The 21094-nt window shown below is 67.0% G+C and carries 23 protein-coding genes; 13 read left to right on the top strand and 10 right to left on the bottom strand.

All coding sequences use genetic code 11. The features are described from left to right. The first annotated feature begins 75 nt into the window (after positions 1–75). Both ACNI3Q_RS07415 and ACNI3Q_RS07410 read left to right on the top strand, forming a co-directional pair. The gene (locus tag ACNI3Q_RS07415) at positions 76–852 is read left to right on the top strand and encodes an ATP-binding cassette domain-containing protein (protein WP_426275349.1); all 777 of its coding nucleotides are present in this window, start codon (positions 76–78) and stop codon (positions 850–852) included. After that, positions 849–2399, top strand: a complete 1551-nt coding sequence (locus tag ACNI3Q_RS07410; RefSeq protein ID WP_426275347.1) for an ABC transporter permease/substrate-binding protein — start codon at positions 849–851, stop codon at positions 2397–2399. The genes ACNI3Q_RS07415 and ACNI3Q_RS07410 overlap by 4 nt, the downstream gene beginning before the upstream one ends. Here the strand turns inward: ACNI3Q_RS07410 and ACNI3Q_RS07405 are convergent. Continuing rightward, entirely contained in the window at positions 2368–2865 is a 498-nt protein-coding gene (locus ACNI3Q_RS07405) for a DUF427 domain-containing protein (protein WP_426275345.1), read from the bottom strand. The two genes, ACNI3Q_RS07410 and ACNI3Q_RS07405, sit on opposite strands and share 32 nt — an antisense overlap. Further along, positions 2862–3215 carry a thiol-disulfide oxidoreductase DCC family protein gene (locus ACNI3Q_RS07400; protein ID WP_426275343.1) on the bottom strand — a complete coding sequence of 118 codons (354 nt, stop codon included), beginning with the start codon at positions 3213–3215 and terminating at the stop codon, positions 2862–2864. Before ACNI3Q_RS07400 ends, ACNI3Q_RS07405 begins: the two co-directional genes overlap by 4 nt. A 62-nt stretch (positions 3216–3277) precedes the next feature. Between ACNI3Q_RS07400 and ACNI3Q_RS07395 the strand changes: the two genes are divergently transcribed. The 3 genes from ACNI3Q_RS07395 to ACNI3Q_RS07385 all read left to right on the top strand — a co-directional run bounded on the left by ACNI3Q_RS07395 (position 3278) and on the right by ACNI3Q_RS07385 (position 5983). Then, positions 3278–4216, top strand: coding sequence for an NAD(P)/FAD-dependent oxidoreductase (locus ACNI3Q_RS07395; RefSeq protein ID WP_426275341.1), 939 nt, complete (start codon positions 3278–3280; stop codon positions 4214–4216). Further along, entirely contained in the window at positions 4213–5400 is a 1188-nt protein-coding gene (locus ACNI3Q_RS07390; RefSeq protein ID WP_426275339.1) for a BaiN/RdsA family NAD(P)/FAD-dependent oxidoreductase, read from the top strand. Before ACNI3Q_RS07395 ends, ACNI3Q_RS07390 begins: the two co-directional genes overlap by 4 nt. A 298-nt stretch (positions 5401–5698) precedes the next feature. Then, on the top strand, positions 5699–5983 hold the full coding sequence (locus ACNI3Q_RS07385) for a hypothetical protein (RefSeq protein WP_426275337.1): 285 nt from the start codon (positions 5699–5701) through the stop codon (positions 5981–5983). Between the two features lie 413 nt (positions 5984–6396). Here ACNI3Q_RS07385 and ACNI3Q_RS07380 read toward each other — a convergent pair whose 3' ends face one another. The 5 genes from ACNI3Q_RS07380 to ubiG all read right to left on the bottom strand — a co-directional run bounded on the left by ACNI3Q_RS07380 (position 6397) and on the right by ubiG (position 9801). Beyond that, complete coding sequence (locus ACNI3Q_RS07380) at positions 6397–6528, bottom strand: hypothetical protein (RefSeq protein WP_426275335.1); 132 nt, start codon at positions 6526–6528, stop codon at positions 6397–6399. Next, complete coding sequence (gene ung, locus ACNI3Q_RS07375; RefSeq protein ID WP_426275333.1) at positions 6525–7223, bottom strand: uracil-DNA glycosylase; 699 nt, start codon at positions 7221–7223, stop codon at positions 6525–6527. The genes ACNI3Q_RS07380 and ung overlap by 4 nt, the downstream gene beginning before the upstream one ends. 5 nt (positions 7224–7228) lie before the next feature. Further along, complete coding sequence (locus ACNI3Q_RS07370) at positions 7229–7510, bottom strand: DUF427 domain-containing protein (protein ID WP_426275331.1); 282 nt, start codon at positions 7508–7510, stop codon at positions 7229–7231. After that, on the bottom strand, positions 7510–8970 hold the full coding sequence (locus tag ACNI3Q_RS07365; protein ID WP_426275329.1) for a S41 family peptidase: 1461 nt from the start codon (positions 8968–8970) through the stop codon (positions 7510–7512). Before ACNI3Q_RS07365 ends, ACNI3Q_RS07370 begins: the two co-directional genes overlap by 1 nt. Before the next feature lie 84 nt (positions 8971–9054). Continuing rightward, positions 9055–9801, bottom strand: a complete 747-nt coding sequence (gene ubiG, locus ACNI3Q_RS07360) for a bifunctional 2-polyprenyl-6-hydroxyphenol methylase/3-demethylubiquinol 3-O-methyltransferase UbiG (RefSeq protein ID WP_426275327.1) — start codon at positions 9799–9801, stop codon at positions 9055–9057. Between the two features lie 55 nt (positions 9802–9856). Between ubiG and ACNI3Q_RS07355 the strand changes: the two genes are divergently transcribed. The 3 genes from ACNI3Q_RS07355 (at position 9857) to ACNI3Q_RS07345 (ending at position 13132) form a co-directional block, all read left to right on the top strand. Continuing rightward, positions 9857–11113: an aspartate kinase gene (locus tag ACNI3Q_RS07355; protein ID WP_426275325.1), complete on the top strand. Its 1257-nt coding sequence runs from the start codon at positions 9857–9859 to the stop codon at positions 11111–11113. 121 nt (positions 11114–11234) lie between these two features. Continuing rightward, positions 11235–11801, top strand: a complete 567-nt coding sequence (locus ACNI3Q_RS07350; RefSeq protein ID WP_426275323.1) for a hypothetical protein — start codon at positions 11235–11237, stop codon at positions 11799–11801. A gap of 299 nt (positions 11802–12100) precedes the next feature. Then, the gene (locus ACNI3Q_RS07345; protein ID WP_426275321.1) at positions 12101–13132 is read left to right on the top strand and encodes an NAD(P)H-dependent flavin oxidoreductase; all 1032 of its coding nucleotides are present in this window, start codon (positions 12101–12103) and stop codon (positions 13130–13132) included. 105 nt (positions 13133–13237) lie between these two features. Here the strand turns inward: ACNI3Q_RS07345 and ubiA are convergent, their stop codons facing one another. Both ubiA and ACNI3Q_RS07335 read right to left on the bottom strand, forming a co-directional pair. Continuing rightward, the gene (gene ubiA, locus ACNI3Q_RS07340; RefSeq protein WP_426275319.1) at positions 13238–14152 is read right to left on the bottom strand and encodes a 4-hydroxybenzoate octaprenyltransferase; all 915 of its coding nucleotides are present in this window, start codon (positions 14150–14152) and stop codon (positions 13238–13240) included. Between the two features lie 102 nt (positions 14153–14254). Beyond that, positions 14255–14911, bottom strand: a complete 657-nt coding sequence (locus tag ACNI3Q_RS07335) for an HPP family protein (protein ID WP_426275317.1) — start codon at positions 14909–14911, stop codon at positions 14255–14257. A 144-nt stretch (positions 14912–15055) separates the two neighbouring features. Between ACNI3Q_RS07335 and ACNI3Q_RS07330 the strand changes: the two genes are divergently transcribed. From ACNI3Q_RS07330 to ACNI3Q_RS07315, 4 genes are all read left to right on the top strand, one after another. Continuing rightward, positions 15056–16138 (top strand): oxidoreductase, encoded by a 1083-nt coding sequence (locus tag ACNI3Q_RS07330; protein WP_426275316.1) that lies wholly within the window; start codon positions 15056–15058, stop codon positions 16136–16138. Next, complete coding sequence (locus ACNI3Q_RS07325) at positions 16138–16881, top strand: 16S rRNA (uracil(1498)-N(3))-methyltransferase (protein WP_426275314.1); 744 nt, start codon at positions 16138–16140, stop codon at positions 16879–16881. The genes ACNI3Q_RS07330 and ACNI3Q_RS07325 overlap by 1 nt, the downstream gene beginning before the upstream one ends. Before the next feature lie 21 nt (positions 16882–16902). After that, positions 16903–17886, top strand: coding sequence for a DUF2971 domain-containing protein (locus ACNI3Q_RS07320; protein ID WP_426275312.1), 984 nt, complete (start codon positions 16903–16905; stop codon positions 17884–17886). Positions 17887–18193: 307 nt separating this feature from the next. Further along, on the top strand, positions 18194–19567 hold the full coding sequence (locus ACNI3Q_RS07315) for a glutamate--cysteine ligase (protein WP_426275310.1): 1374 nt from the start codon (positions 18194–18196) through the stop codon (positions 19565–19567). 4 nt (positions 19568–19571) lie between these two features. On the opposite strand, the gene mnmA is transcribed toward ACNI3Q_RS07315, so the two are convergent. After that, on the bottom strand, positions 19572–20681 hold the full coding sequence (gene mnmA, locus ACNI3Q_RS07310) for a tRNA 2-thiouridine(34) synthase MnmA (protein ID WP_426275308.1): 1110 nt from the start codon (positions 20679–20681) through the stop codon (positions 19572–19574). 127 nt (positions 20682–20808) lie between these two features. On the opposite strand from mnmA, the gene ACNI3Q_RS07305 reads away from it, so the two are divergent. Beyond that, the gene (locus ACNI3Q_RS07305) at positions 20809–21090 is read left to right on the top strand and encodes a hypothetical protein (RefSeq protein ID WP_426275306.1); all 282 of its coding nucleotides are present in this window, start codon (positions 20809–20811) and stop codon (positions 21088–21090) included. Positions 21091–21094 lie beyond the last annotated feature (4 nt).

Here is a 21094-nt window from a genome sequence, read left to right as displayed (position 1 = left end):
GCCGGATACCGTCCGGGCGGACCCGCAAAGTCCGCTTTTGACGTGGGCCGGGCTTTTCCCCACAATCGTGCATCCATGCCGGCCACCCCATCGCCCCCCGCCATCGCGCTGACCGATGTGACCCGCCGGCACGGTGCGGTCGCGGCAATGGACGGCGTTTCGCTGGATATTGCGGCGGGCAGCTTCGTGGCGCTGGTCGGGGCCAGCGGGTCGGGCAAATCGACGCTGCTGAAAACGATCAACCGGCTGGTCGTGCCGGACGCTGGCCAGGTGCGGATCGACGGGCGCGACGTCGCGGATCAGGCCCCGGCCCTGCTTCGCCGGAACATCGGCTATGTGTTTCAGAATATCGGCCTGTTTCCGCATCTGACGGTGGGCGAGAATATCGCAATGGCGCTGCGGCTGGCGGGACAGCGGCGGACCGGCGATCGCGTGGCCGAACTGCTCGCGCTGGTCGATCTGCCTGCCGGGTTTGCCGCGCGGCCCGCCCCCGCCCTGTCCGGTGGACAGGCACAGCGGGTGGGCATTGCCCGTGCGCTGGCCGCCGCCCCGCGCATCCTGTTGATGGACGAACCGTTCGGCGCGCTGGATCCCGTTACCCGCGACGCGCTGGGCCGCGCCATCCGCGCGCTGCACGACCGGCTGGGGCTGACCACGCTGCTGGTGACGCATGACATAGCAGAGGCGCTGCTGCTGGCCGACCGGGTGCTGGTGATGGACCGCGGGCGCATCGTCGGCGATGGTTCGCCGGCCGATCTGATCGCAGGTAGGGCAGGGGCGGCGGCGGACGCGCTGGTCGCGGTGCCGCGCGAACAGGCGCACCGGCTGGCCGCGCTGGAACGGGGCGAATGACCGGCGCCTTTGCCCGCGTGCCCGATCTGGCGGCCCAGCATCTGATCCTGGCCGGATCGGCGCTGCTGCTCGGCCTGATGGTCAGCGTGCCGCTCGCCGTGATCGCGGCGCGCCGGCCCTGGGCGGCACGGATCGCGCTCGGCCTGGCCAGCCTGGTTCAGACCATTCCGGCGCTTGCCCTACTCGCGCTTTTCTATCCGGTGCTGACCGGCCTGTCCGGGCTGGTCGGCGGCGGCGTGCCCGCACTGGGCTTCCTGCCCGCGCTGCTGGCGCTCACCCTTTATGCCGTGCTGCCGATCCTGCGGAACATCGTCACTGGCCTTGCCGGCCTCGACCCGGCGGTGATCGAGGCGGCGGACGGCATGGGCATGACGCCGTGGCAGAAACTGCTGCTGGTCGAGGCACCGCTGGTTGCCCCCATCGCCATGGCGGGCATCCGCACCGCCGCGGTGTGGACGATCGGCGCCGCCACCCTGTCCACCACCGTGGGTCAGCCAAGCCTGGGCGACCTCATCTTTGCGGGGCTTCAGACGCAGAACTGGGCGCTCGTCCTTGCCGGATGCGTCGCGGCCGCCGGGCTGGCGCTGGCGGCGGATGCACTGCTTGGGCTGATCGAGCGGGGGTTGCGGGCGCGGCGGCGATGGATGCTGTGGGGCGGGCTGGCGGCGATGCTGGGCGCTGTGCTGCTGGCGCTCGCCCCCGCGCTGCTTCCCGCCGCGCAGGGCCGCGTCGTCACCATTGGGGCAAAGGGGTTTTCGGAACAGTTCATCCTCGCCCGGCTGATCGGACGGCGGCTTCAGGCCGCGGGGTACCGGGTTCGCTATCGCGAAGGGCTGGGATCCGCCGTCGTCTTCGCCGCGCTGAAATCCGGCGATATCGACCTCTATGTCGATTATTCCGGCACGATCTGGACCAACGAGATGGGGCGCAGCGACGTCCCCTCGCGCGAGGCGATCGTTCGCGGGGTCGGGCAATGGGCGGCCCGCGACCATTCGGTCACGCTGCTGGGGCCGCTTGGCTTCGAAAACGCCTATGCCTTTGCCATGCGGCGGGCGGATGCGGAGCGGCTGGGCATCGACAGCCTGGATGACCTGGCGCCCGCATCGCCGCGCCTGTCCTTTGCCACCGATGTCGAATTTCTGGAACGGCCCGAATGGGCGGCCGTCCGCCGCGCCTATCCAGTTCGGTTCAAAACATCGACGCCTTATAACCCCAGCTTCATGTATCGCGCCATTGAAAATGGTCAGGCGGATGTCATCTCCGCCTTCTCCTCCGACGGGCGGATCGCGGCGCAGGACCTGAAAGTGCTGGCCGATCCGCGCCATGCCATTCCGGGCTATGACGCGATCCTGATGCTCGCCCCCGGCCGGGCGGACGATACGGCGCTGGTCGCGGCGTTGCGCCCCCTGGTCGGCGCGATCCCGGTAGAGGCGATGCGACAGGCCAACTGGATGGTCGACCGCGACACCGACAAGCGCAGCCCGGATCAGGCGGCGGCGTGGCTGGACGAACAACTTACCAGAACTGGGTCCCCGGCGGCCCCTTGAACGGTCCGGCCACATGGCTGGTGATCCAGCCGCCGTAAAATCCGCCCGGCTGGGGCGTCACCTGCTCGCCGTCCACCCGCACCTCGTCGAACGGCGCGGGATAGAATGCGATGTGATCCTTCATCGCGGCAAAGGCAGGCGTCGGGCTGGGATAGCTCCACCCCACGCCCTCGATCCGTTCGCTGCCGATGACCAGGTCCCAATATCGTGCCTGCCCCTTCCATTCGCACATCGACCGGCGGGGATTGGGGATCAGCAGGCCGGGCGTGATGGCATCGGGCGGCAGGTAATAGCTCGGCGGATGGCTGGTCTCCAGCACCTGAAACCCGCCGCGCGTTTCCGCCACCACCTGTCCGCGATGGCGGATCAGGATGTGGCGCGTGTTGGACCGCAGCACCGCCGGGCGGGGATAATCCCACACGCTTTCCTGCCCCGGCGCGGTCGGATCGGGGTCGGGCCACTTCATCGCGCCGCCACCCAGCGTTGGAGGCGGGGCCGGATGCGCAAGAACCGGCGGTACAGCCATTCCAGCCCCGCCAGCACCAGCGGCACCCGCGCCAGTTCGCCCAGCGGCCGCAGCAGCGGGATCGCCCGCCACATCGCGGCAAAGGCAGCGGCACCGGACAGCATCCGGTCCCCCTCCCGCGCGTGAAACCGGGCGAGCAGATCGGCCCGGTCGACCGGGCAATCGGCGGGCGCATCGCCGCTGACGTCGAGAAACTTGATCCGCCCGCGCCGGTCCAGCCGCCGCATCAGCGCAATTTCCCGCGTACAGAGCGGACAAGCCCCATCGAACCAGACTGTCACCTGTGCCATGGGCAACCATATAGGGGGCCATGGGTGCCGGGATAAGCTGGACCAAAGGACGAAGGGCAAAGATGCGGATTGCGATCATCGGGGCGGGTATGGCGGGTCTGTCGGCGGCGGACGCGCTGATGGCGGCAGGCCATGCCGTCACCCTGTTCGACAAGGGGCGCGGACCGGGCGGGCGGATGAGCACCCGGCGCATGGCCCTGCCCGACGGGACCGACGTGCAGTTCGACCATGGCGCGCAATATTTCACCGCCCGCGATGCCGGCTTTGCTGCAGCGGTCGAGGGGTGGGCACAAGCAGGGGTCGTCGCGCGCTGGCCAGTTGCGGGCGCCGATGCCTGGGTCGGCACGCCGGGCATGAACGCCGTGATCCGGGCGATGGCGGCGGCGCATGACGTGCATTGGGCCACGCGCATCGACGCGCTGGTCGCCGACGGCGCGGGATGGCGGCTGACCGGGGCGGACGAGGCACCGGCGTTCGACGCGGCGGTGATCGCAGTCCCGGCCGAACAGGTGGCGGCGCTGGCCAGCCCGCATCTGCCGCACCTCGCCGCCGCGGCAGAGGCAACCCGGTCGGACCCGTGCTGGACCATGATGGCCGCCTTCCCCGACCGGCTGGCGATCGATACCGACACCCTTCGCGATGCCGGCGCCATCGGCTGGGCCGCGCGCAACAGCGCCAAGCCGGGCCGGACGGGGCCGGAGGCGTGGGTGGTGCAGGGGTCGCCCGCCTGGTCGGCCGAGCATCTGGAGGAGGACGCCCCCGCCATTGCGGACGCGCTGCTGGCCGAGCTGGCGGCCCATGCCGCATCGCCCCTGCCCCCGCCATTGCTGCTGACCGCCCATCGCTGGCGATATGCCCGGTCGGGCGGCCATGGCGGGGCGGCAATGTGGGACGCGGATCGGCGGATCGGCGCGTGCGGCGACTGGCTGATCGGCCCGCGGATCGAGGCGGCATGGCTGTCCGGCCGGGCGCTCGCCAACCGGATCATCGACGCCAGATGAGCGACACCTATGACGCCATCGTGCTGGGCGCAGGCGCGGCGGGCATGTTCTGCGCTGCCGAAGCGGGCAAGCGGGGGGTGCGCGTCCTCCTGATCGATCATAATGACGCGCCGGGGCGAAAGATCCTGATTTCCGGCGGCGGGCGGTGCAATTTCACCAATATCCAAACCGCGCCCGACCGGTATCTGTCGGCCAATCCGCATTTCGCCAAGTCGGCGCTGGCGCGGTACACCCCTGCGGATTTCATTGAACTCGTCGACCGGCATGGCATCGCCTGGCATGAAAAGACGCTGGGGCAGCTGTTCTGCGACGGGTCGGCGAAACAGATCGTGGCGATGCTGCGCGACGAATGCGACGCGGGCGGCGTCGACTGGGCGCTGGGTCAGGCGGTGGGCGAGGTGGGGCATGCCGATGGCCGCTTCACCCTGTCGCTGGCCGGTCGCCGGGTCAGCACACCGCAACTGGTGATCGCCACCGGCGGCCCGGCCATTCCGAAACTGGGCGCGACCGGCTATGCCTATGATCTTGCCCGCCGGTTCGGGATGAAGGTGGTCGAGCCGCGCCCGGCGCTGGTCCCCCTGACGCTGGGCGGCGACGATGTGCTGTTCCGCGAACTGTCCGGCGTCGCCGCCCCGGTGGAGGCAAGCGCGGGCAAGGCGCGGTTCCGCGAGGCGGCGCTGTTCACCCATCGCGGCCTGTCCGGCCCCGCGATCCTTCAGGCGTCCAGCTATTGGCGGCATGGCGATGCGGTGGGCATCGATTTCCTGCCCGATCGGCCCGCCGACTGGCTGGTCGCGGCCAAGCGGGCGCGGCCCCGGCAGACAGTGGCAAAGGCGCTGGCCGAGGCGCTGCCCGAACGGCTGGCGACCGTGCTGGCCGAACGGCTGGCGCTTGCCGGGGAACTGGCGGCGCAGACCGACCGCGCGCTGGCGGCGGCGGGCGAGCGGCTGGCGCACTGGCTGTTCCGGCCAAACGGGACAGAGGGCTTTGCCAAGGCCGAAGTGACGGCAGGCGGCATCGCCACCGCCGGGCTGTCTTCGCGGACGATGGAGGCGCGCGGCGTGCCCGGCCTCTATGCCATTGGCGAGGCGGTGGACGTCACCGGATGGCTGGGCGGATACAATTTCCAATGGGCCTGGGCCAGCGGCCACGCAGCGGCAGAGGGAATGGCCGAGCGGCGGTGAGTGGTTGACAGTTTTGACAGAATGACCGGGTTTTGATCGTGAGGCGTCAATGACGCGACAGGCACGCGACATTTGGGTCGCCGGGCAGGAAAGCGGGCCGTGCATCGACCAGGGTGAAGCATGGAAAATCCAACATTTCCATGACTTTTTGCCCAGCCGACGCTGGACCCCGGCACAAGGCCGGGGTGACGGTTGGGGGTGGCGTTCGAGCCGGCGAATGACTTCTTTCAGGTCATGTGATGGATGGCCAAGTATGGGTGGATTGCAGAACGGCTGGAACGGCGGAAAGATACCTCCGATGAGCGTCCGCAAAATCAAGCTGTGGTCGATACTGGCCGGGATTGCGGCTGGCAGCGCGGTTTCAATCACGGCGTTTTTAACTATCGGCGTGTATCTGCTTTTTCGTGTGTTCTATGGGTGCGCTCCGCAGCACCGCGTTCAGCCCGACCCTGATCCATGCTCGAGCATCTACATGGTAGCTTGGACAATTGGGGTTTTCGCCGCTGCGATAGCCATCTTCGTCGTGACCTTAGTCGTTGTGCGGCGCGCCGTATCCAACAGGCTTTCTCCACAACAGCCGTAAGCATCCGGCATCAGGAATGCGCTAGCCCATCGCCGCTATGGGGTCGCTTCCGGAATGGCCGCTTTCTGAAACACGGCGTTGGTTCGCGCTTCGTCCATCGGGTAGCGCGCCTCAAGCTGGACCCCGGCGCGAGGCCGGGGTGACGAGTGGGGGTAAGGCAACGGGCATATCTTCCCCGTCATGCCGGACTTGTTCCGGCATCCAGCGCGCGGCTGGGCTGCTTCCTTCGATTGAGAGGGTGTCGCTTGCGGTGCGATGGACCCCGGCCTTCGTTGGGGTGACGGATCAGGGGTAGCGCCGTGGCAGAAAAGACCCTCACCCTTCCCACCGCCTGCGGCGGCGGGCCCCTTCCCTCTCCCGCAGGCGGGAGAGGGAGGGAGGCGCGTCAGCGCCGGAAGGGTGAGGGTTTTGCCCTACCTTCCCTCGTCCGGCTTTTCCGGTTCGCCCTGCACGGCCATGGCGCGGGCCTGGGCCTTGCGGCGTTTCAGGTTGTCGCGCAGCGCCTGGGCGAGGCGGGCCTGGCGGTCGGCGTCCTTCTGGCTCATGCCGCCGCCTCTGCCGCGTCGGGCAGGCGCCAGTCAATCGTGCCGCGCCCGTGCGCGGCCAGAAAGGCGTTGGCCTGGCTGAAATGGCGACAGCCGAGAAAGCCGGTATGCGCCGACAGCGGCGAGGGATGCGGCGCGGTCAGCACATGATGGCGGCTGCGATCGACGGCGGCGGCCTTTTTCTGCGCATGGCTACCCCAGAGCAGGAACACGACCGGCTGGGGCAAGCGGTTGATCGCGGCGATCACGGCGTCGGTAAAGCGTTCCCAGCCGCGCCCCTTGTGCGAGGCGGCCTGCCCCATTTCCACGGTCAGGACGGTGTTGAGCAGCAGCACCCCTTGCCGCGCCCACGCCTCCAGATGGCCGTGCCGCGCGGGCGGGATGCCAAGGTCGCTGGCCAGTTCCTTGTAGATGTTCACAAGGCTGGGCGGCACGCGGACACCGGGACGGACGGAAAAGCACAGGCCATGCGCCTGACCCGGCCCGTGATAGGGATCCTGGCCCAGAATGACGGCGCGCACCTCCCCCGGCGGGGTCAGGTCAAGCGCACGAAACCATTCGGACGCAGGCGGAAAGATGCGCTTGCCCGCCGCCCGCTCCGCCAGCAGGAAGGCACGCAGCTGCGCCATATAGGGCTGGTCGAACTCGCCCCCAATCTGTGCCAGCCATTCGGGCCGAAGCCGCACCCCGGCCATGCGGGTCAGCCGACCTCGACCCCGCGCCAGAAGGCGATGCGGCCCCGGATTTCGGCGGCGGCGGGCTTGGGATCGGCATAATACCAGGCGGCATCGGCGTTTACCGCCCCGTCCACCGACAGGCTGTAGTAATTGGCCGTCCCCTTCCACCCGCACACGCTGGTGCGGGTGCTGGGCATCAGCACGGCGGGGTCGACCGCGTCGGCGGGGAAATAATGGTTCCCCTCCACCACCACGGTATCGTCGCTTTCGGCGATGACCCGGCCGTTCCAGCGCGCGGCGACCATCAGAACAGCCCCGGCACTTCGCGCTGCGCGACGCTCGGCCGATCCGGGCTCAGCAGCTGATAGGGGGCCGAATCGCGGAACCGGCTGGCCGATGCCGTCGCCCCGCCGCTGCTGATCGGGGTGCAGGACCGCCCGGCCAGAAAGCCGAGCGCGGCGCTGACCGATGCTTCCGACGGATCGCCCAGCGGCCGGGTGAAATCGTCGCCCGCCTGGCACGTGCGCGGCAGCACGCTGGCCAGGCCGTTGAAATATTCGCCCTGCCGGTCGCGGTTCTGGGTGGCAAAGGCGACAACGCGCAACCGGTCGTCGCACGCCGCGCGGTCCAGCGCGATCTGCCCCACGGGCTTTCCGAACGTGTTGGTGCCGACCAGCGCGATGTTGTTGCCCAGATAGGGGATGAAGGAATTGGCGACCAGTTCGCTGGCCGATGCCGTGCCGCCGGTGCCGATGAACACGATCTTGGTCGCGGCGATCGATTGGGGCTGGGGCGCGAAATTGCGGGATTCGTCGAAACTGGATTTGGACGGGCGGAACGTCGTGCGGCTGAACACGTCGCTGGTCGCGCGGTTGCCGCCCAACAGGTCGCCAAACAGCTCGGCAATCCGCACCAGTCCGCCGCCGTTGTAGCGGACATCGACGATCACCTCGGTCACCCCATCGGCCCGGAACTGGGTAAAGGCGTTGCGAAGCTGGGCATCGGCCGTCGAGATAAAGGTGCGCAGGTTCACATAGCCCACCTTTTTCCCGCCATCGTTCAGGATGCGCACGCCATAGCGGGTCGACACCGGCTGGATGTCGTAATTTCGCTTGGTCAGCGTCACCGTGCGGGTGCCGGCGCCGTCACGCACCTGGAACGACCGGCTGGTGCCGACGGTGTCCGGGCCAAGCGAGGGACCCAGCGATCCGCCATCCTCACGCGCGATCTGGTCGATGGTGCGCAGCGTCTGGGGCGTGGTGCCGATGGCCAGCACCTCTGCCCCGCGATCGACATTATTGTCCGTCGCGGGCGTGTTTTCGAAACTTTCCGCGATGAACAGGCGCGTCTGGCTGGGATCGGTGGCCAGGCGGAAGCCAAAGCCCGCCGTCTGGCCGGAATTGTTGAACGCATTCTCCTCGGCGATCGAGGTGACATAGGTAAAGAACCGGTCTCGCCGCTGGGCGCGGGCGGGCGCGACCAGCGCGTCGACATAATCGTCCAGATTGTTGAAACTGGACGCGTTGACGTTGGTGGCCAGCAGGTCGGGGAACAGATACCATTCGTTGATCTGTGCCGCGACCCAGTCCTGCCGCGATGCCAGCGAACAGGTGGTCGTTGCGGGCGGCGTCGGCGTCGGCGTCGGAGCGGGGGTCGGGGCCGGGGCGCTGATCGGCCCGCCGCCGCCGGACGACGATCCGCCGCCGCCCCCGCAGCCTGAAAGGAACGCAGCAAGGACGATTGCCGAAACGGCACGATTACGCATGACCATGAACTACCGGTTCCCTCTCAGGAAAATCCTGCGACATACCGACACAGTCATGCGACCGTTGCAAGCACTGCGTTCACTTCACGCGACGAACCGTGCGCTGACGATATAGTTGAGCGCCAAGTCATCGCCCAGATGAAGCCCGCGAACCGGGGACCAGGCGATGCCCCGCGGCGGCGATACCGCCAGTCCTGCGCCCTCCAGCATTTCGGTCAGCTCCGGCGGGGTCAGGAACTTGTCCCAGTCATGCGTGCCGCGCGGGATCATGCCCGTCGCCTCTGCCACGCCCACCATGCCGATCCGCGATAGCGGCGTGCGGTTCGGCGTGGAAACGATCATCAGCCCGTCCGGTGCCAGCACGCGGGCGAGCGCCACGACGAATGCGGCGGGATCGGCGACATGCTCGATCACCTCCATCGCGGTGACCAGGTCGAACCGCTCGCCATCGGCCAGCGTTTCCACCCCCACCGCCCGGTAATCGATGGACAGGCCCATGGCGGCGGCGTGCGCGCTGGCCGCGCCGATATTCTCCGGCGCCGCGTCCAGCCCCGTGACCGCCGCACCCATCCGGGCCAGCGGCTCGCACATCAGCCCCGCGCCGCACCCCACATCCAGCGCGCGCCTGCCCGCCAGCGGGGTAAAGCCGCCCGCGCCGTCCGGCCAGTGCGCATCCACCGATTCCCGCACGAATGCGAGGCGGACGGGGTTCAGGCGATGTAGCATCGCGCTTGACCCCCTGGGGTTCCACCAGTCAGCGGCCAGCGTGCCGAAATGCGCGGCCTCTTTGGGGTCGATGCTGGACGGGGTTGCGATGCTTGCCTTTGCCATGGGACACTCCTATCAGGCGCCCCCATTGCTCCAAAGAGGCGTTTGGCGAAAGATTATGGCGCGGATCGTGATGAAGTTCGGCGGCACCAGTATGGCCGGGATCGAACGCATCCGCATCGTGGCGGCCCGCGTCAAGCGGGAATGGGAGGCCGGCAACCAGGTCGCCGTCGTCGTATCGGCCATGGCGGGCGAAACCGACCGGCTGGTGAACTTCTGCCGCGAGGCGTCCGCCCTGTACGACCGTGCCGAATATGACGTGGTGGTGGCCAGCGGCGAACAGGTGACCAGCGGCCTGCTGGCAATCGCGCTTCAGGCGATCGGCGTGCCCGCGCGCAGCTGGCTTGGCTGGCAATTGCCGGTGCGCACCGACGATGCCCATGCCAGTGCGCGGATCGGCGGGATCGACACCGATGCGCTGAACGCATCGCTGGCCGCCGGCAATGTCGCGGTGATCCCGGGGTTTCAGGGGATGACGGACGCCGGCCGGGTGACGACGCTGGGCCGGGGCGGGTCGGATACCTCTGCCGTGGCGGTGGCGGCGGCGATGAAGGCCGACCGGTGCGACATCTATACCGATGTCGACGGCGTCTATACCACCGACCCGCGCATCGTGCCCCGCGCGCGCAAGCTGCGCCGCGTGACGTACGAGGAAATGCTGGAACTGGCGAGCGTCGGGGCAAAGGTGCTCCAGACCCGCTCGGTCGGTCTGGCGATGAAGGAAAATGTGCGCGTCCAGGTGCTGTCGAGCTTTGTGGACGCGACCGACGACCCGGAACCCGGCACGCTGATCGTCGGCGAAGAGGAGATTGACGACGTGGAACGCCAACTGATCACCGGCATCGCGCACGACAAGAACGAGGCAAAGGTGACGCTGACCGCCGTGCCCGACCGGCCGGGCGCGGTCGGATCGATCTTCGATCCGCTGGCCGAGGCGAACATCAATGTCGACATGATCGTTCAGAATATCGCGCATGAGGCGGGATCGACGGACGTGACCTTTACCGTGCCCAATGCCGAACTGGCCCGCGCGCTCGACGTGCTGGAAAAGGGCAAGGACCGCATCGGCTATGGCGCGCTGCGCCACGACACCCGCGTTGCCAAAGTGACGATCGTCGGTGTCGGGATGCGCAGCCATGCGGGCGTCGCCGCCACGATGTTCAAGACGCTGGGCGAACGCGGCATCAACATTCAGGCGATCACGACCAGCGAGATCAAGGTCAGCGTGCTGATCGAGGAAGATTACACCGAACTCGCCGTCCGCGTGCTGCACACCGCCTATGGCCTCGACGCGCCGGAAGAAATCGTCGCTTGAACCGGCGGCCGAAAGCCCGACGACGTTTTCCCGATTCCCGCCACTGTCCCCAACCGTTCGGGTGAAGGGGCGGCGGCTGGTGATCCTGTGGCTCAAGCCGCCACGCGCGGTGCGTTAGGTGGTGACCGCCGGCGGCACGCCGGTGGGCGCGACCAATGATGAATGGTTCTGCCACTGGCGGCTTTTGATAAACATCAAGGCCGTCTATCCAAATAGCATGACCAGAGAAATTGCCTTGCAGCTCTATCAAGTGGGGAGGTCCCACGCATTGTCGGCCTTTGAGCTATATCGGGCATCAATTCGATACGCTGAAGAGCGTGGGTTGGAAGATCCAGAACACTTTGCCTTTAATGGCACCTTCTCTCTGTCCACCCATTATCTGCTGGGGCTTGGACTTGAACTTATGCTTAAAGCGGCAGTCTGTTTGGTTGAAGTAGAAATTTCTCCGAATGACCTCAAACGTTTAGGCCACAATCTCCTTGATGCGCTTGATCGCATCGAGAGGGGGAATTTCGATCATGATATGACTGCGCTTCGCAATTTGGTAGAAATTATGCATCAGCCATACCTTTCCCATTGGCTGCGTTACGAACATCCTGACCAATTTTTTCTACCAGGAGACCTTGCTCAAGTTCAGGAAACGTTACGTCTTTTTGACGAAACACTTGAGGCTACATTCCAAGAATAGCTAGCTTACCGAGCAGTGGCAGCGCCACACATGCTGGCGGAGAGGTGAACGCCTATCTAGAGGTGGACACCCCTCCGTCAGGCCTTCGGCCTGCCACCTCCCCTGACAGGGGAGGATTGCGGGATCGCCACCCCGCTCGCCCAACCCCGTTCGTGCTAAGGAGGGGGCGCAGCCCCGTCTCGAAGCACAGTCCCAGGCACTTCGAGACGCCTCTGACGCGGCTCCTCAGTGCGAACGTGGGGTGGATGACCAGGCACCCCGACTTGCCGACCAGCCCCGCCTCCGGCTAGGGCGCGGCGATGAGCGAGACGATTGATGCGGGCGCAGCGCGCCTGAAGGCGCTGATGGCGCGCGGGGCCGAATTTCTGGGCACGGAAACGGCGATCCTGTGCGGGGCGATGTCCTGGGTGTCCGAACGCAACCTGGTGTCCGCCATCTCGAACGCCGGCGCGTTCGGCGTGATCGCGTGCGGCGCGATGAGCCCCGACCTGCTCGACCGGGAGATTGCGGCTACAAAGGCGCTGACGGACAAGCCGTTCGGCGTCAACCTGATCACCATGCACCCGCAACTGTTCGATCTGATCGCGGTGTGCGGCCGCCACGGCGTCGGGCATATCGTGCTGGCGGGCGGCCTGCCCCCAGCAGGGTCGCTGGAGGCGATCAAGGCGACGGGCGCAAAGGTGATCTGCTTCGCGCCCGCGCTGGTGCTGGCCAAGCGGCTGATCCGCACCGGCGTCGATGCGCTGGTGATCGAGGGGATGGAGGCCGGCGGCCATATCGGCCCGGTGTCGACCAGCGTGCTGGCGCAGGAAATCCTGCCCGAAGTGGCCGAACAGCTGCCCGTGTTCGTCGCGGGCGGCATCGGGCGCGGCGGCGCGATCGCCAGCTATCTGGAAATGGGCGCGGCGGGGGTTCAGCTGGGCACCCGCTTTGCCTGTGCCAGCGAAAGCATCGCGCATCCCGATTTCAAGAAGGCGTTTTTCCGCGCCAGCGCCCGCGATGCGGTGGCCAGCGTTCAGGTGGACCCCCGCCTGCCCGTCATCCCCGTACGCGCGCTGAAGAACAAGGGCACGGAACTGTTCACCGCCAAGCAGCGCGAGGTTGCGGCATCGCTGGATGCAGGCGCGGTCGAAATGGCCGAGGCGCAGTTGCAGATCGAGCATTACTGGGCGGGCGCATTGCGCCGCGCGGTGATCGACGGCGATGTCGAAAATGGCAGCCTGATGGCCGGTCAGTCGGTCGGCATGGTGACGAAGGAAGAACCGGTGGCAGAGATCATCGCGGCCCTGATGGCCGAGGCCGCCGAAGCACTGGGGCGGCGGAGCGTCTGACGCGCCATTGCGCGTGACCGGCACCGGCCCGCTCCCCCGTCCCGCCGCCCATTTCAGAATATCCTGTCGATGGGTGGCGGGGCGGAGGAGCGGGCCGGTGCCGCCTCAAACAATACTCGCCTGTCCCACCACCAGCATCGCCATGAAGATCAGCGCGCCGCAGTTGCGGTTCGAGCGAAACCGGACCAGCGCGCTCATCGGATCGGCCCGGTCCAGCGTCGCGACCTGCCAAATCAGGTGCAGCGCGGCGGGAAGCAGCGCGGCAATCGCCAGGGGGTTGGCGAACACCTGCCAGATCGCGCTACCCCACGCCGCCAGCGCCAGCGCGTAACAGACCGCGACGCCCGCCCGCACCCGCGGCCCCAGCGCGCGGGCGGACGAACGGATGCCGGCCAGCGCGTCGTCCTCCACATCCTGCACCGCATAGAGCGTGTCATATCCGATGACCCAGGCGATGCTGCCCAGATAAAGGAGGATGCCCGCCCAATCCGCCGCCCCCGAAGTTTCAATCCACGCGACCGGCGCGGCCCAGCTGAACACGATGCCCAGCCATGCCTGCGGCCACCAGGTGATCCGCTTCATGAACGGATAGGCCGCCACCAGCGCCAGGCTGGCCAGCGCCACGATCCGCGCGGGCCAGCCGAGCTGGAACCACACGATCAGGCCGGTCAGCGCGAGGGCAACCAGCCAGCCCCACGCCGCGCGCACCGACACCTGACCACTGGGCAGCGGGCGGCTGCGCGTGCGTTCCACCCGCGCGTCCAGATCGCGGTCGACAATGTCGTTATAGACGCAGCCCGCGCCGCGCATGGCAATGCTGCCCAGCAGCAGCCAGAGGATCAGGTCCCACCGCGCCACCGCCTGACCCGACAGCGCCACTGCCCATGCGCCGGGCCAGAACAGCAGCCACCACCCGATCGGCCGGTCCAGCCGCGCCAGCAAGGCATAGGGCCGCGCGGCCGCGGGCAGCAGCGCGATCAGGCCGCGATGTTCGCTGTCCGGGGTGATGGTCGCCGTCATGAACCGGCCTGTTGCCACACCGGCGCACCGGGGGCCAGTGCGTGGCGCAGCACGGGCACGCCTCGACCGGCCCCCGGTATCAGCAGCTGGTCATGGCTCCGCTCATCCCCGCCCCTTTGCATGGGCCTCTGCCCGGTCGAGCAGGGCGGCAAGGTCGGCGGGTGCGATGTCGAACGTCTCGCCCATGTCGGCCAGCGCGGCGTCGATGTCGGCGCGGCGCAGGGTGGGGGCTGCGGCGGGCGGGGCGGGCCGATGCGGCCAGGCATGGTCGGAAATCAGGCGATGGAAGGCAAGGCCGATGACCACCATCGACACGCTGTTGATCAGCACCAGCAGCGGAAAGGCCATGCCAGCCGCCACCACCGCCTTGCCCCCGATCACGGCGGTCAGCGCGGATGCCCCGCCCGGCGGATGCAGGCTGCGCGTCGCTGACATGATCAGGATCGCGCCGCCCACCGCGATTCCGGCGGCCAGCGCGGGATGCGGGACCAGGCCGACGACGCCCAGCCCCCACAGCGCGGACAGGCTGTTGCCGCCGATCACCTGCCATGGCTGGGTCAAGGGACTGGTCGGCACGGCATAGATCAGCACCGCGCTCGCCCCCATTGGCGCGACGATGACGGGCAGCAGGTCGGGCGACAGCCCGGCCGCGATCCCGATCAGCGCGGTCATCGCGATGCCGAACGCCGCACCGAACCCGGCGATCATCCGGTCCCCCTGCCGCGCCCCGGCCAGCATCGGCCTGAACCATCGGATCATCGGATGCTTCCCCCCGTCATGGTTGCACTGCGCGCAACTGCTCTGGCTCGCCCTGCGGGGAAAGGCCAGCCCAGGGCAGCTTTCGCCCGGACAAGGTTGCGTTGCCACCTTTGACGCCCGCGCCCGCCGCGCTAGGGAAAGGGGATGGACGATGCCCCCCTTTCCGTCGGTCTGATCGGCTATGGCTTTGCCGGGCGCACCTTTCACGCGCCCCTGATCGCGGCGACCGAGGGGCTGGAGCTGACCGCCATCGCATCATCCCGGCCCGAAGGGGTGGCGGTGGATTTTCCCGGCCTGATCGTCGAACCGACGGCAGAGGCGCTGATCGCGCGGCGCGACCTTGACCTGATCGTCATTGCCAGCCCCAACGATACCCATGCCCCGCTGGCCCATGCCGCCATCGCATCGGGCGCCCATGTGGTGATCGACAAGCCGTTCGCCCTGTCGCTGAACGAGGCGCGCGGCGTGATTGCCGCGGCGGAGGAGGCGGGCGTCACCTGTGCCGTGTTTCACAATCGCCGCTGGGACAGCGACTATCTGGGCGTGGCGCAGGCGGTGCAGGACGGCCTGATCGGGCGGCTGACGCATCTTGAGGCGCATTTCGACCGATATCGCCCGGATGTGGTCGACCGGTGGCGCGAACGCGCGGGGCCGGGGGGCGGCATCTGGTACGATCTTGGCCCGCATCTGGTGGATCAGGCGCTGCTGCTGATGGGCCTGCCCGACCGGGTCAGCGCCAGCCTGGCCATCGCCCGCGACGGCGGACAGGCCGATGACTGGGCCCATGCCGTGCTGGATTATGGCGAGGCGCGGGCGGTGCTCCACGCGTCCATGCTGGTGGCGGGCGGCGCGGCGCGCTTTACCCTGCACGGCACGGGCGGCAGCATCGTCAAGGCAGGCATGGACCCGCAGGAAGCGCAGCTGCGCTCGGGCATGACGCCGGGCGCGCCGGGCTGGGGCCAGGATGCCGATCCGCTCGTCTATTTCGACGGGGCGGGCGAACCCGTCCATGCCCGCGTGCCCGCCGGGGATCAGCGCCGTTTCTATGCCGGCCTGCGCGATGCCATCCGGGGCACCGCCGCCAATCCCGTGCCGCCGGTTCAGGCGCTGGCCGTGATGGCGGTGATCGAGGCCGCGTTCGACAGCGCGCGGGACGGACGCGCCATGCCCCTGCCCCTGACCGATGCGGAACGGGCGGCGTTCTACGCATCGCGGACCGACGATTGATGGTGGCCACCCCGGCCTGGCCGCCGCAATCGACCCCGCGCCTGTTCGTCGATCAGCCGCTGAGCGAGGGGATGTCGCTGACCCTTGACGGCAATGCCGCCCATTATCTGGGGCAGGTGATGCGGATGGCGCCCGGCGATCCGGTGAAGCTGTTCGACAATCGCACGGGGGAGTGGCTGGCGGTGGCCGCCGACGTGGCGAAGCGGCGCGTGACGCTGACCATCAGCACGCTGCTCCGCCCGCGCGAGCCGGTGCCCGACCTGTGGCTGTGCGCCGCGCCGATCAAGAAGGGGCGCATGGAATGGACGCTGGAAAAGGCGTGCGAACTGGGCGTCGACCGGATCGTGCCGGTGCTGACCCGGCGCTGCGTCGTCGACAAGCTGAACCCCGAACGGCTGGGCGCGCATCTGATCGAGGCAGCCGAGCAATGCGGCCGCACCGCGCTCCCCGCGCTTGACCCGGCGGTCAAGCTGACGGCGATGCTGCGCGACTGGCCGCCGGAGCGCCACCTGTTCTTTGCTGACGAGGCGGGCGGCGAACCCGCGCTGACAGCGATGCAGGCGCGCCCCGGCCCGGCCGCGATCCTGATCGGGCCGGAGGGCGGTTTCGATGACGAGGAACGCGCGGCCATTCGCGCCTGTCCGGCGGCGGTCGGCATCACCCTCGGCCCCCGCATCCTGCGCGCGGAGACGGCGGCAGCAGCGGCGGTCGGCCTATGGATGGCAGCGGCGGGGGATTGGTAGGGGGCAGGAGGGCAAACTGAAATGCAAGCAATCGAGCCGTTAGCGAAACCTATCGACGATCAAGCATTTTTGAATGTTTTTGCTTCGCACATGATGGACGCTATCGAACGTCTCAAAGGCGGCTCTCGGCTTGTACACTACACGTCTGCTGAAAACGCGTACAAGATTATATCGGGAAAGCAGGTTTGGCTGAGAAACGCTCACCTGATGAACGATTACTCCGAAATGAGGCATGGGCTGGAATGTTTGCAGGCAGCTTGGAAGTCCATTGCTGGAGAAAGTCTTCAAAAGTGGCTGAAGAATAACTGGCAAGTAATTAAGACAGAGCTAGAGGAATATTTCAACGGCCATGCCAAAGGTATGATAGATGATACCTACATTATCTGCCTTTCCGAGCATGATGACGAAGAGGATTATTATGGACGGCTCTCTATGTGGCGAGCATATGGCAGGCGTTCAGGCGTAGCCTTGGTACTGAACACAACAGCGTTTCTGTCAGAAACTGAACAGATGGCTGTTTACTCAATGCCGGTTGTTTATAGAGATCAGCAACAATTCGTGGAGTGGTTTCAGATTTGGGTGGCATCGATAATGGACGTTGGCGATCTTTTATCGAAGGTTGATCGTCAGCTAGTTCTCAATCTATTTTTCTACGCGTTTAGATCGTTTGTACTCGCTACGAAGCACCCTGGATTCAAAGAAGAACGTGAATGGCGGGTATTTCACTCACCTTCAATCGACGGCAGTTCGCCGTGGTTAGATATTTCGACCGAGATAGTGAGTGGAGTGCCACAGCGTGTGGTAAAGTTGGCGCTCAAAGATGACGCTGACGCGGGTGTTGTAGGAGCTGCGCCGGACACGCTCATAAACAGAGTTATCATTGGGCCTTGCGAAACGCCAATACCGATCCAAGAAGCACTGGGCCACGCGATGAGCGTTGCGGGTGTACAAGATGCTTGGGCCAAAATGTGGATGTCCTTCATCCCATTGCGCGATACGCCTTAAGCGCCGAGATCGACAGTGTTATAGTGGACGCCGTGGCGCCCCCCGATAGGTTGCGGTTCATCATCGCTTCGTGTTTCTCGCGTCCCATAGTGGCCACCCGGAAAACCACTGGAATGCAGGATTTCCGGTGTTTCGCTCCACCCATGCGCCGCGTCGCCCACTCCCCCGCCCCGTTCGTCGCCGCACAGCCTCGCACCATCGACGTCCGGCTGCGACGTAGTGTCACTTTCGCAACCTTTCGCGCCTGCACCGACCCGTTGGCAAATTCCTGCTGGCGACCCCATCTGTGTCGCTCTAGGGGGGCGCGATGAGCACCAAGACGGTTTCGGATAGCAACGCGCCGGTCATTACCGACCGCGCCCAGTTGATCGCGGCCTTTGCCAGGGGCGAAAAGCCCAAGGATCGCTGGCGCATCGGGACCGAGCATGAAAAGTTCGTCTATCGCACCGCCGATCTGCGCGCGCCCGCCTATGACGAACCCGGCGGCATCCGCGACCTGCTGAATGGTCTGACCGAGTTCGGCTGGACCCCCATCGAAGAGGGCGGCAACGTCATCGCGCTGGCCGGACCCGACGGCAATGTCAGCCTGGAGCCGGCGGGGCAGCTTGAACTGTCCGGCGCGCCGCTCGACAATCTGCATCAGACCTGCGCCGAAACCGGCCGCCATCTGGAACAGGTCAAGGCGGTGGGCGACCGGCTGGGCCTCGGCTTTCTGGGCCTTGGCATGTGGCCGGACAAGACGCGCGCCGAATTGCCGATCATGCCAAAGGGGCGGTACGCGATCATGCTGCGCCACATGCCGCGCGTCGGCACGCTGGGCCTCGACATGATGCTGCGCACCTGCACCATCCAGACCAACCTGGATTATTCCAGCGAGGCGGACATGGTGCAGAAGTTCCGCGTCAGTCTCGCGCTGCAACCACTGGCGACTGCATTGTTCGCCAATTCGCCGTTTACCGAAGGCAAGCCCAACGGCTTCCTGTCCTATCGCAGCCATATCTGGTCCGACACCGATCCGGCGCGCACGGGGATGCTGCCCTTCGTGTTCGAGGACGGGTTCGGATACGAACGCTATGCCGACTATGCGCTCGATGTGCCGATGTACTTTGCCTATCGCGACGGGCGCTATATCGACGCGGCGGGCCTTAGCTTCCGCGATTTCCTGAAGGGCGAATTGTCGGTCCTGCCGGGCGAATTGCCGACGACGGACGATTGGAACGATCATCTGTCGACCGCTTTCCCGGAGGTACGGCTGAAAAGCTTCCTTGAAATGCGCGGTGCGGATGGCGGGCCATGGGGCCGGATCTGTGCGCTGCCCGCGCTGTGGGTCGGCCTGCTCTATGATCAGGGCGCGCTGGATGCGGCATGGGACCTGGTCAAGGGATGGAGCATCGAGGATCGTCAGACGCTGCGCGACTCGGTGCCGAAACTGGGGCTGAACGCGCCGCTGCCCGGCGGACGGACGCTGCGCGACATTGCCGGCGCGGTGCTGGATATCGCCCATGCCGGGCTGTCCGCGCGCGGGCGCACCGATGCGGGCGGCAGTGACGAGACGGGCTTTCTTGATCCGCTGCGCGACATCGTGCGCAAGGGGAAGGTGCCGGCGGAACAGCTGCTCGAACGCTATCAGCGCGCCTGGGACGAGGATGTCGCCGCGCTGTACAGCGACAACCGGTTCTGACAGGTCAGGCGGCGATGGCCTCTGCCGCCTCCGTCTCCTCGATCCAGCCGCCGCCGAGCACCCGGTCGCCGCGATACAGAACGGCCGCCTGGCCCGGCGACACGCCATATTCGGGCGCGTCGAATATCACCCGGTCACCGGTCAGCCGCCCCGGCACCGGCCGGGCCATCGACCGCACCTTGACCATTGCCGGGCCGTCATCGTCCCCGGCCAGCCAGTTGATGCCCGAAATGCGCGCCGCCGAAACCGCCAGCGCGCTGCGCGGCCCGACCACGACCCGTGCCGTTTCCGCATCGACGGCCAGGACGTACAGCGGCTCCGGAGTGCCGCCGATCTCCAGCCCCCGGCGCTGGCCGACGGTGAAATGGATGATGCCGCGATGCGTGCCCAGCACCCGGCCCGCCCGGTCGACAATCTCGCCGCCGCGCACCGCATCGGGCCGCAGCTTCTTGACCAGCGACGCATAGTCGCCATCCGGCACGAAACAGATGTCCTGGCTGTCCGGCTTGCCCGCCACGCCCAGCCCCAGCTCGGCGGCCAGCGCGCGCACCGCGGGCTTTTCCATGCCCCCCAGCGGAAAGCGAAGGTAATCCAGCTGGTCCTGCGTGGTGGCGAACAGGAAATAGCTCTGGTCCCGCGCCGGATCGACCGCACGATGCAGTTCCGCGCCGCCCGGACCCATGACGCGGCGGACATAATGGCCGGTCGCCAGGCAATCGGCACCCAGGTCGCGCGCCACCTTGAACAGGTCGGTGAACTTTGGCCCCATATTGCATTTGACGCACGGAATGGGCGTCCGGCCCGCCAGATATTCGTCGGCGAAATCGTCGATCACCTGTTCGCGAAAGCTCGATTCGTGGTCCAGGACATAATGCGCGATGCCCAGCCGGTCGCACACCGCGCGCGCATCGCGAATGTCGCGTCCGGCACAGCAACTGCCCGCCCGGCCCACCGCCTCGCCATGATCGTACAGCTGGAGGGTGACGCCGATCACCTCTGCCCCCGTGCGCGCAGCCAGTGCGGCGACCACCGACGAATCGACCCCGCCCGACATGGCGACGACGATGCGGCGGGCACTGGCAGGGCCGGCAAGCTGGAACAGATCAAGCGACATTGCTGGCGCAGATAGGCGCGTCAGAGCGGATCGGCAAAGCCCAAACCGGATTCTTTCCCGGCCCTTTACCGGGTTTTCAGTGTTTTCCCGTTATCCCCGCCCAATGGTGATGCACGAACCGCCCCCGATGACCCTCGATCCCAAATGGCTGCGGATCAAGGAAGCACGGCCCGATCCGTCGGGGTGTCCCGACTTTTCGGTGATGCTGGTCGGGATCGTCAGCCGTCAGGCCGCAAGCCCGACCGCGCGGGTGCAGGCCCGACTGTCGGCACCGGTCAGCGGTCGTCCGCTGCGCCCCGCCGATGGCCGGTTTCGCGGACTGGATGCCCATCCGGCCCGCGTCCTTCGCCCCTTTGCATCGGCGCACGCCGGCAAAGAGGTGAAGCCGGCATTTACCGTGCCGTTTTAATCGA

It is taken from the genome of Sphingomonas eleionomae (assembly GCF_049889035.1).
Classification (GTDB): domain Bacteria; phylum Pseudomonadota; class Alphaproteobacteria; order Sphingomonadales; family Sphingomonadaceae; genus Sphingomonas.
This window is presented reverse-complemented; position numbering and strand designations above follow the sequence as displayed.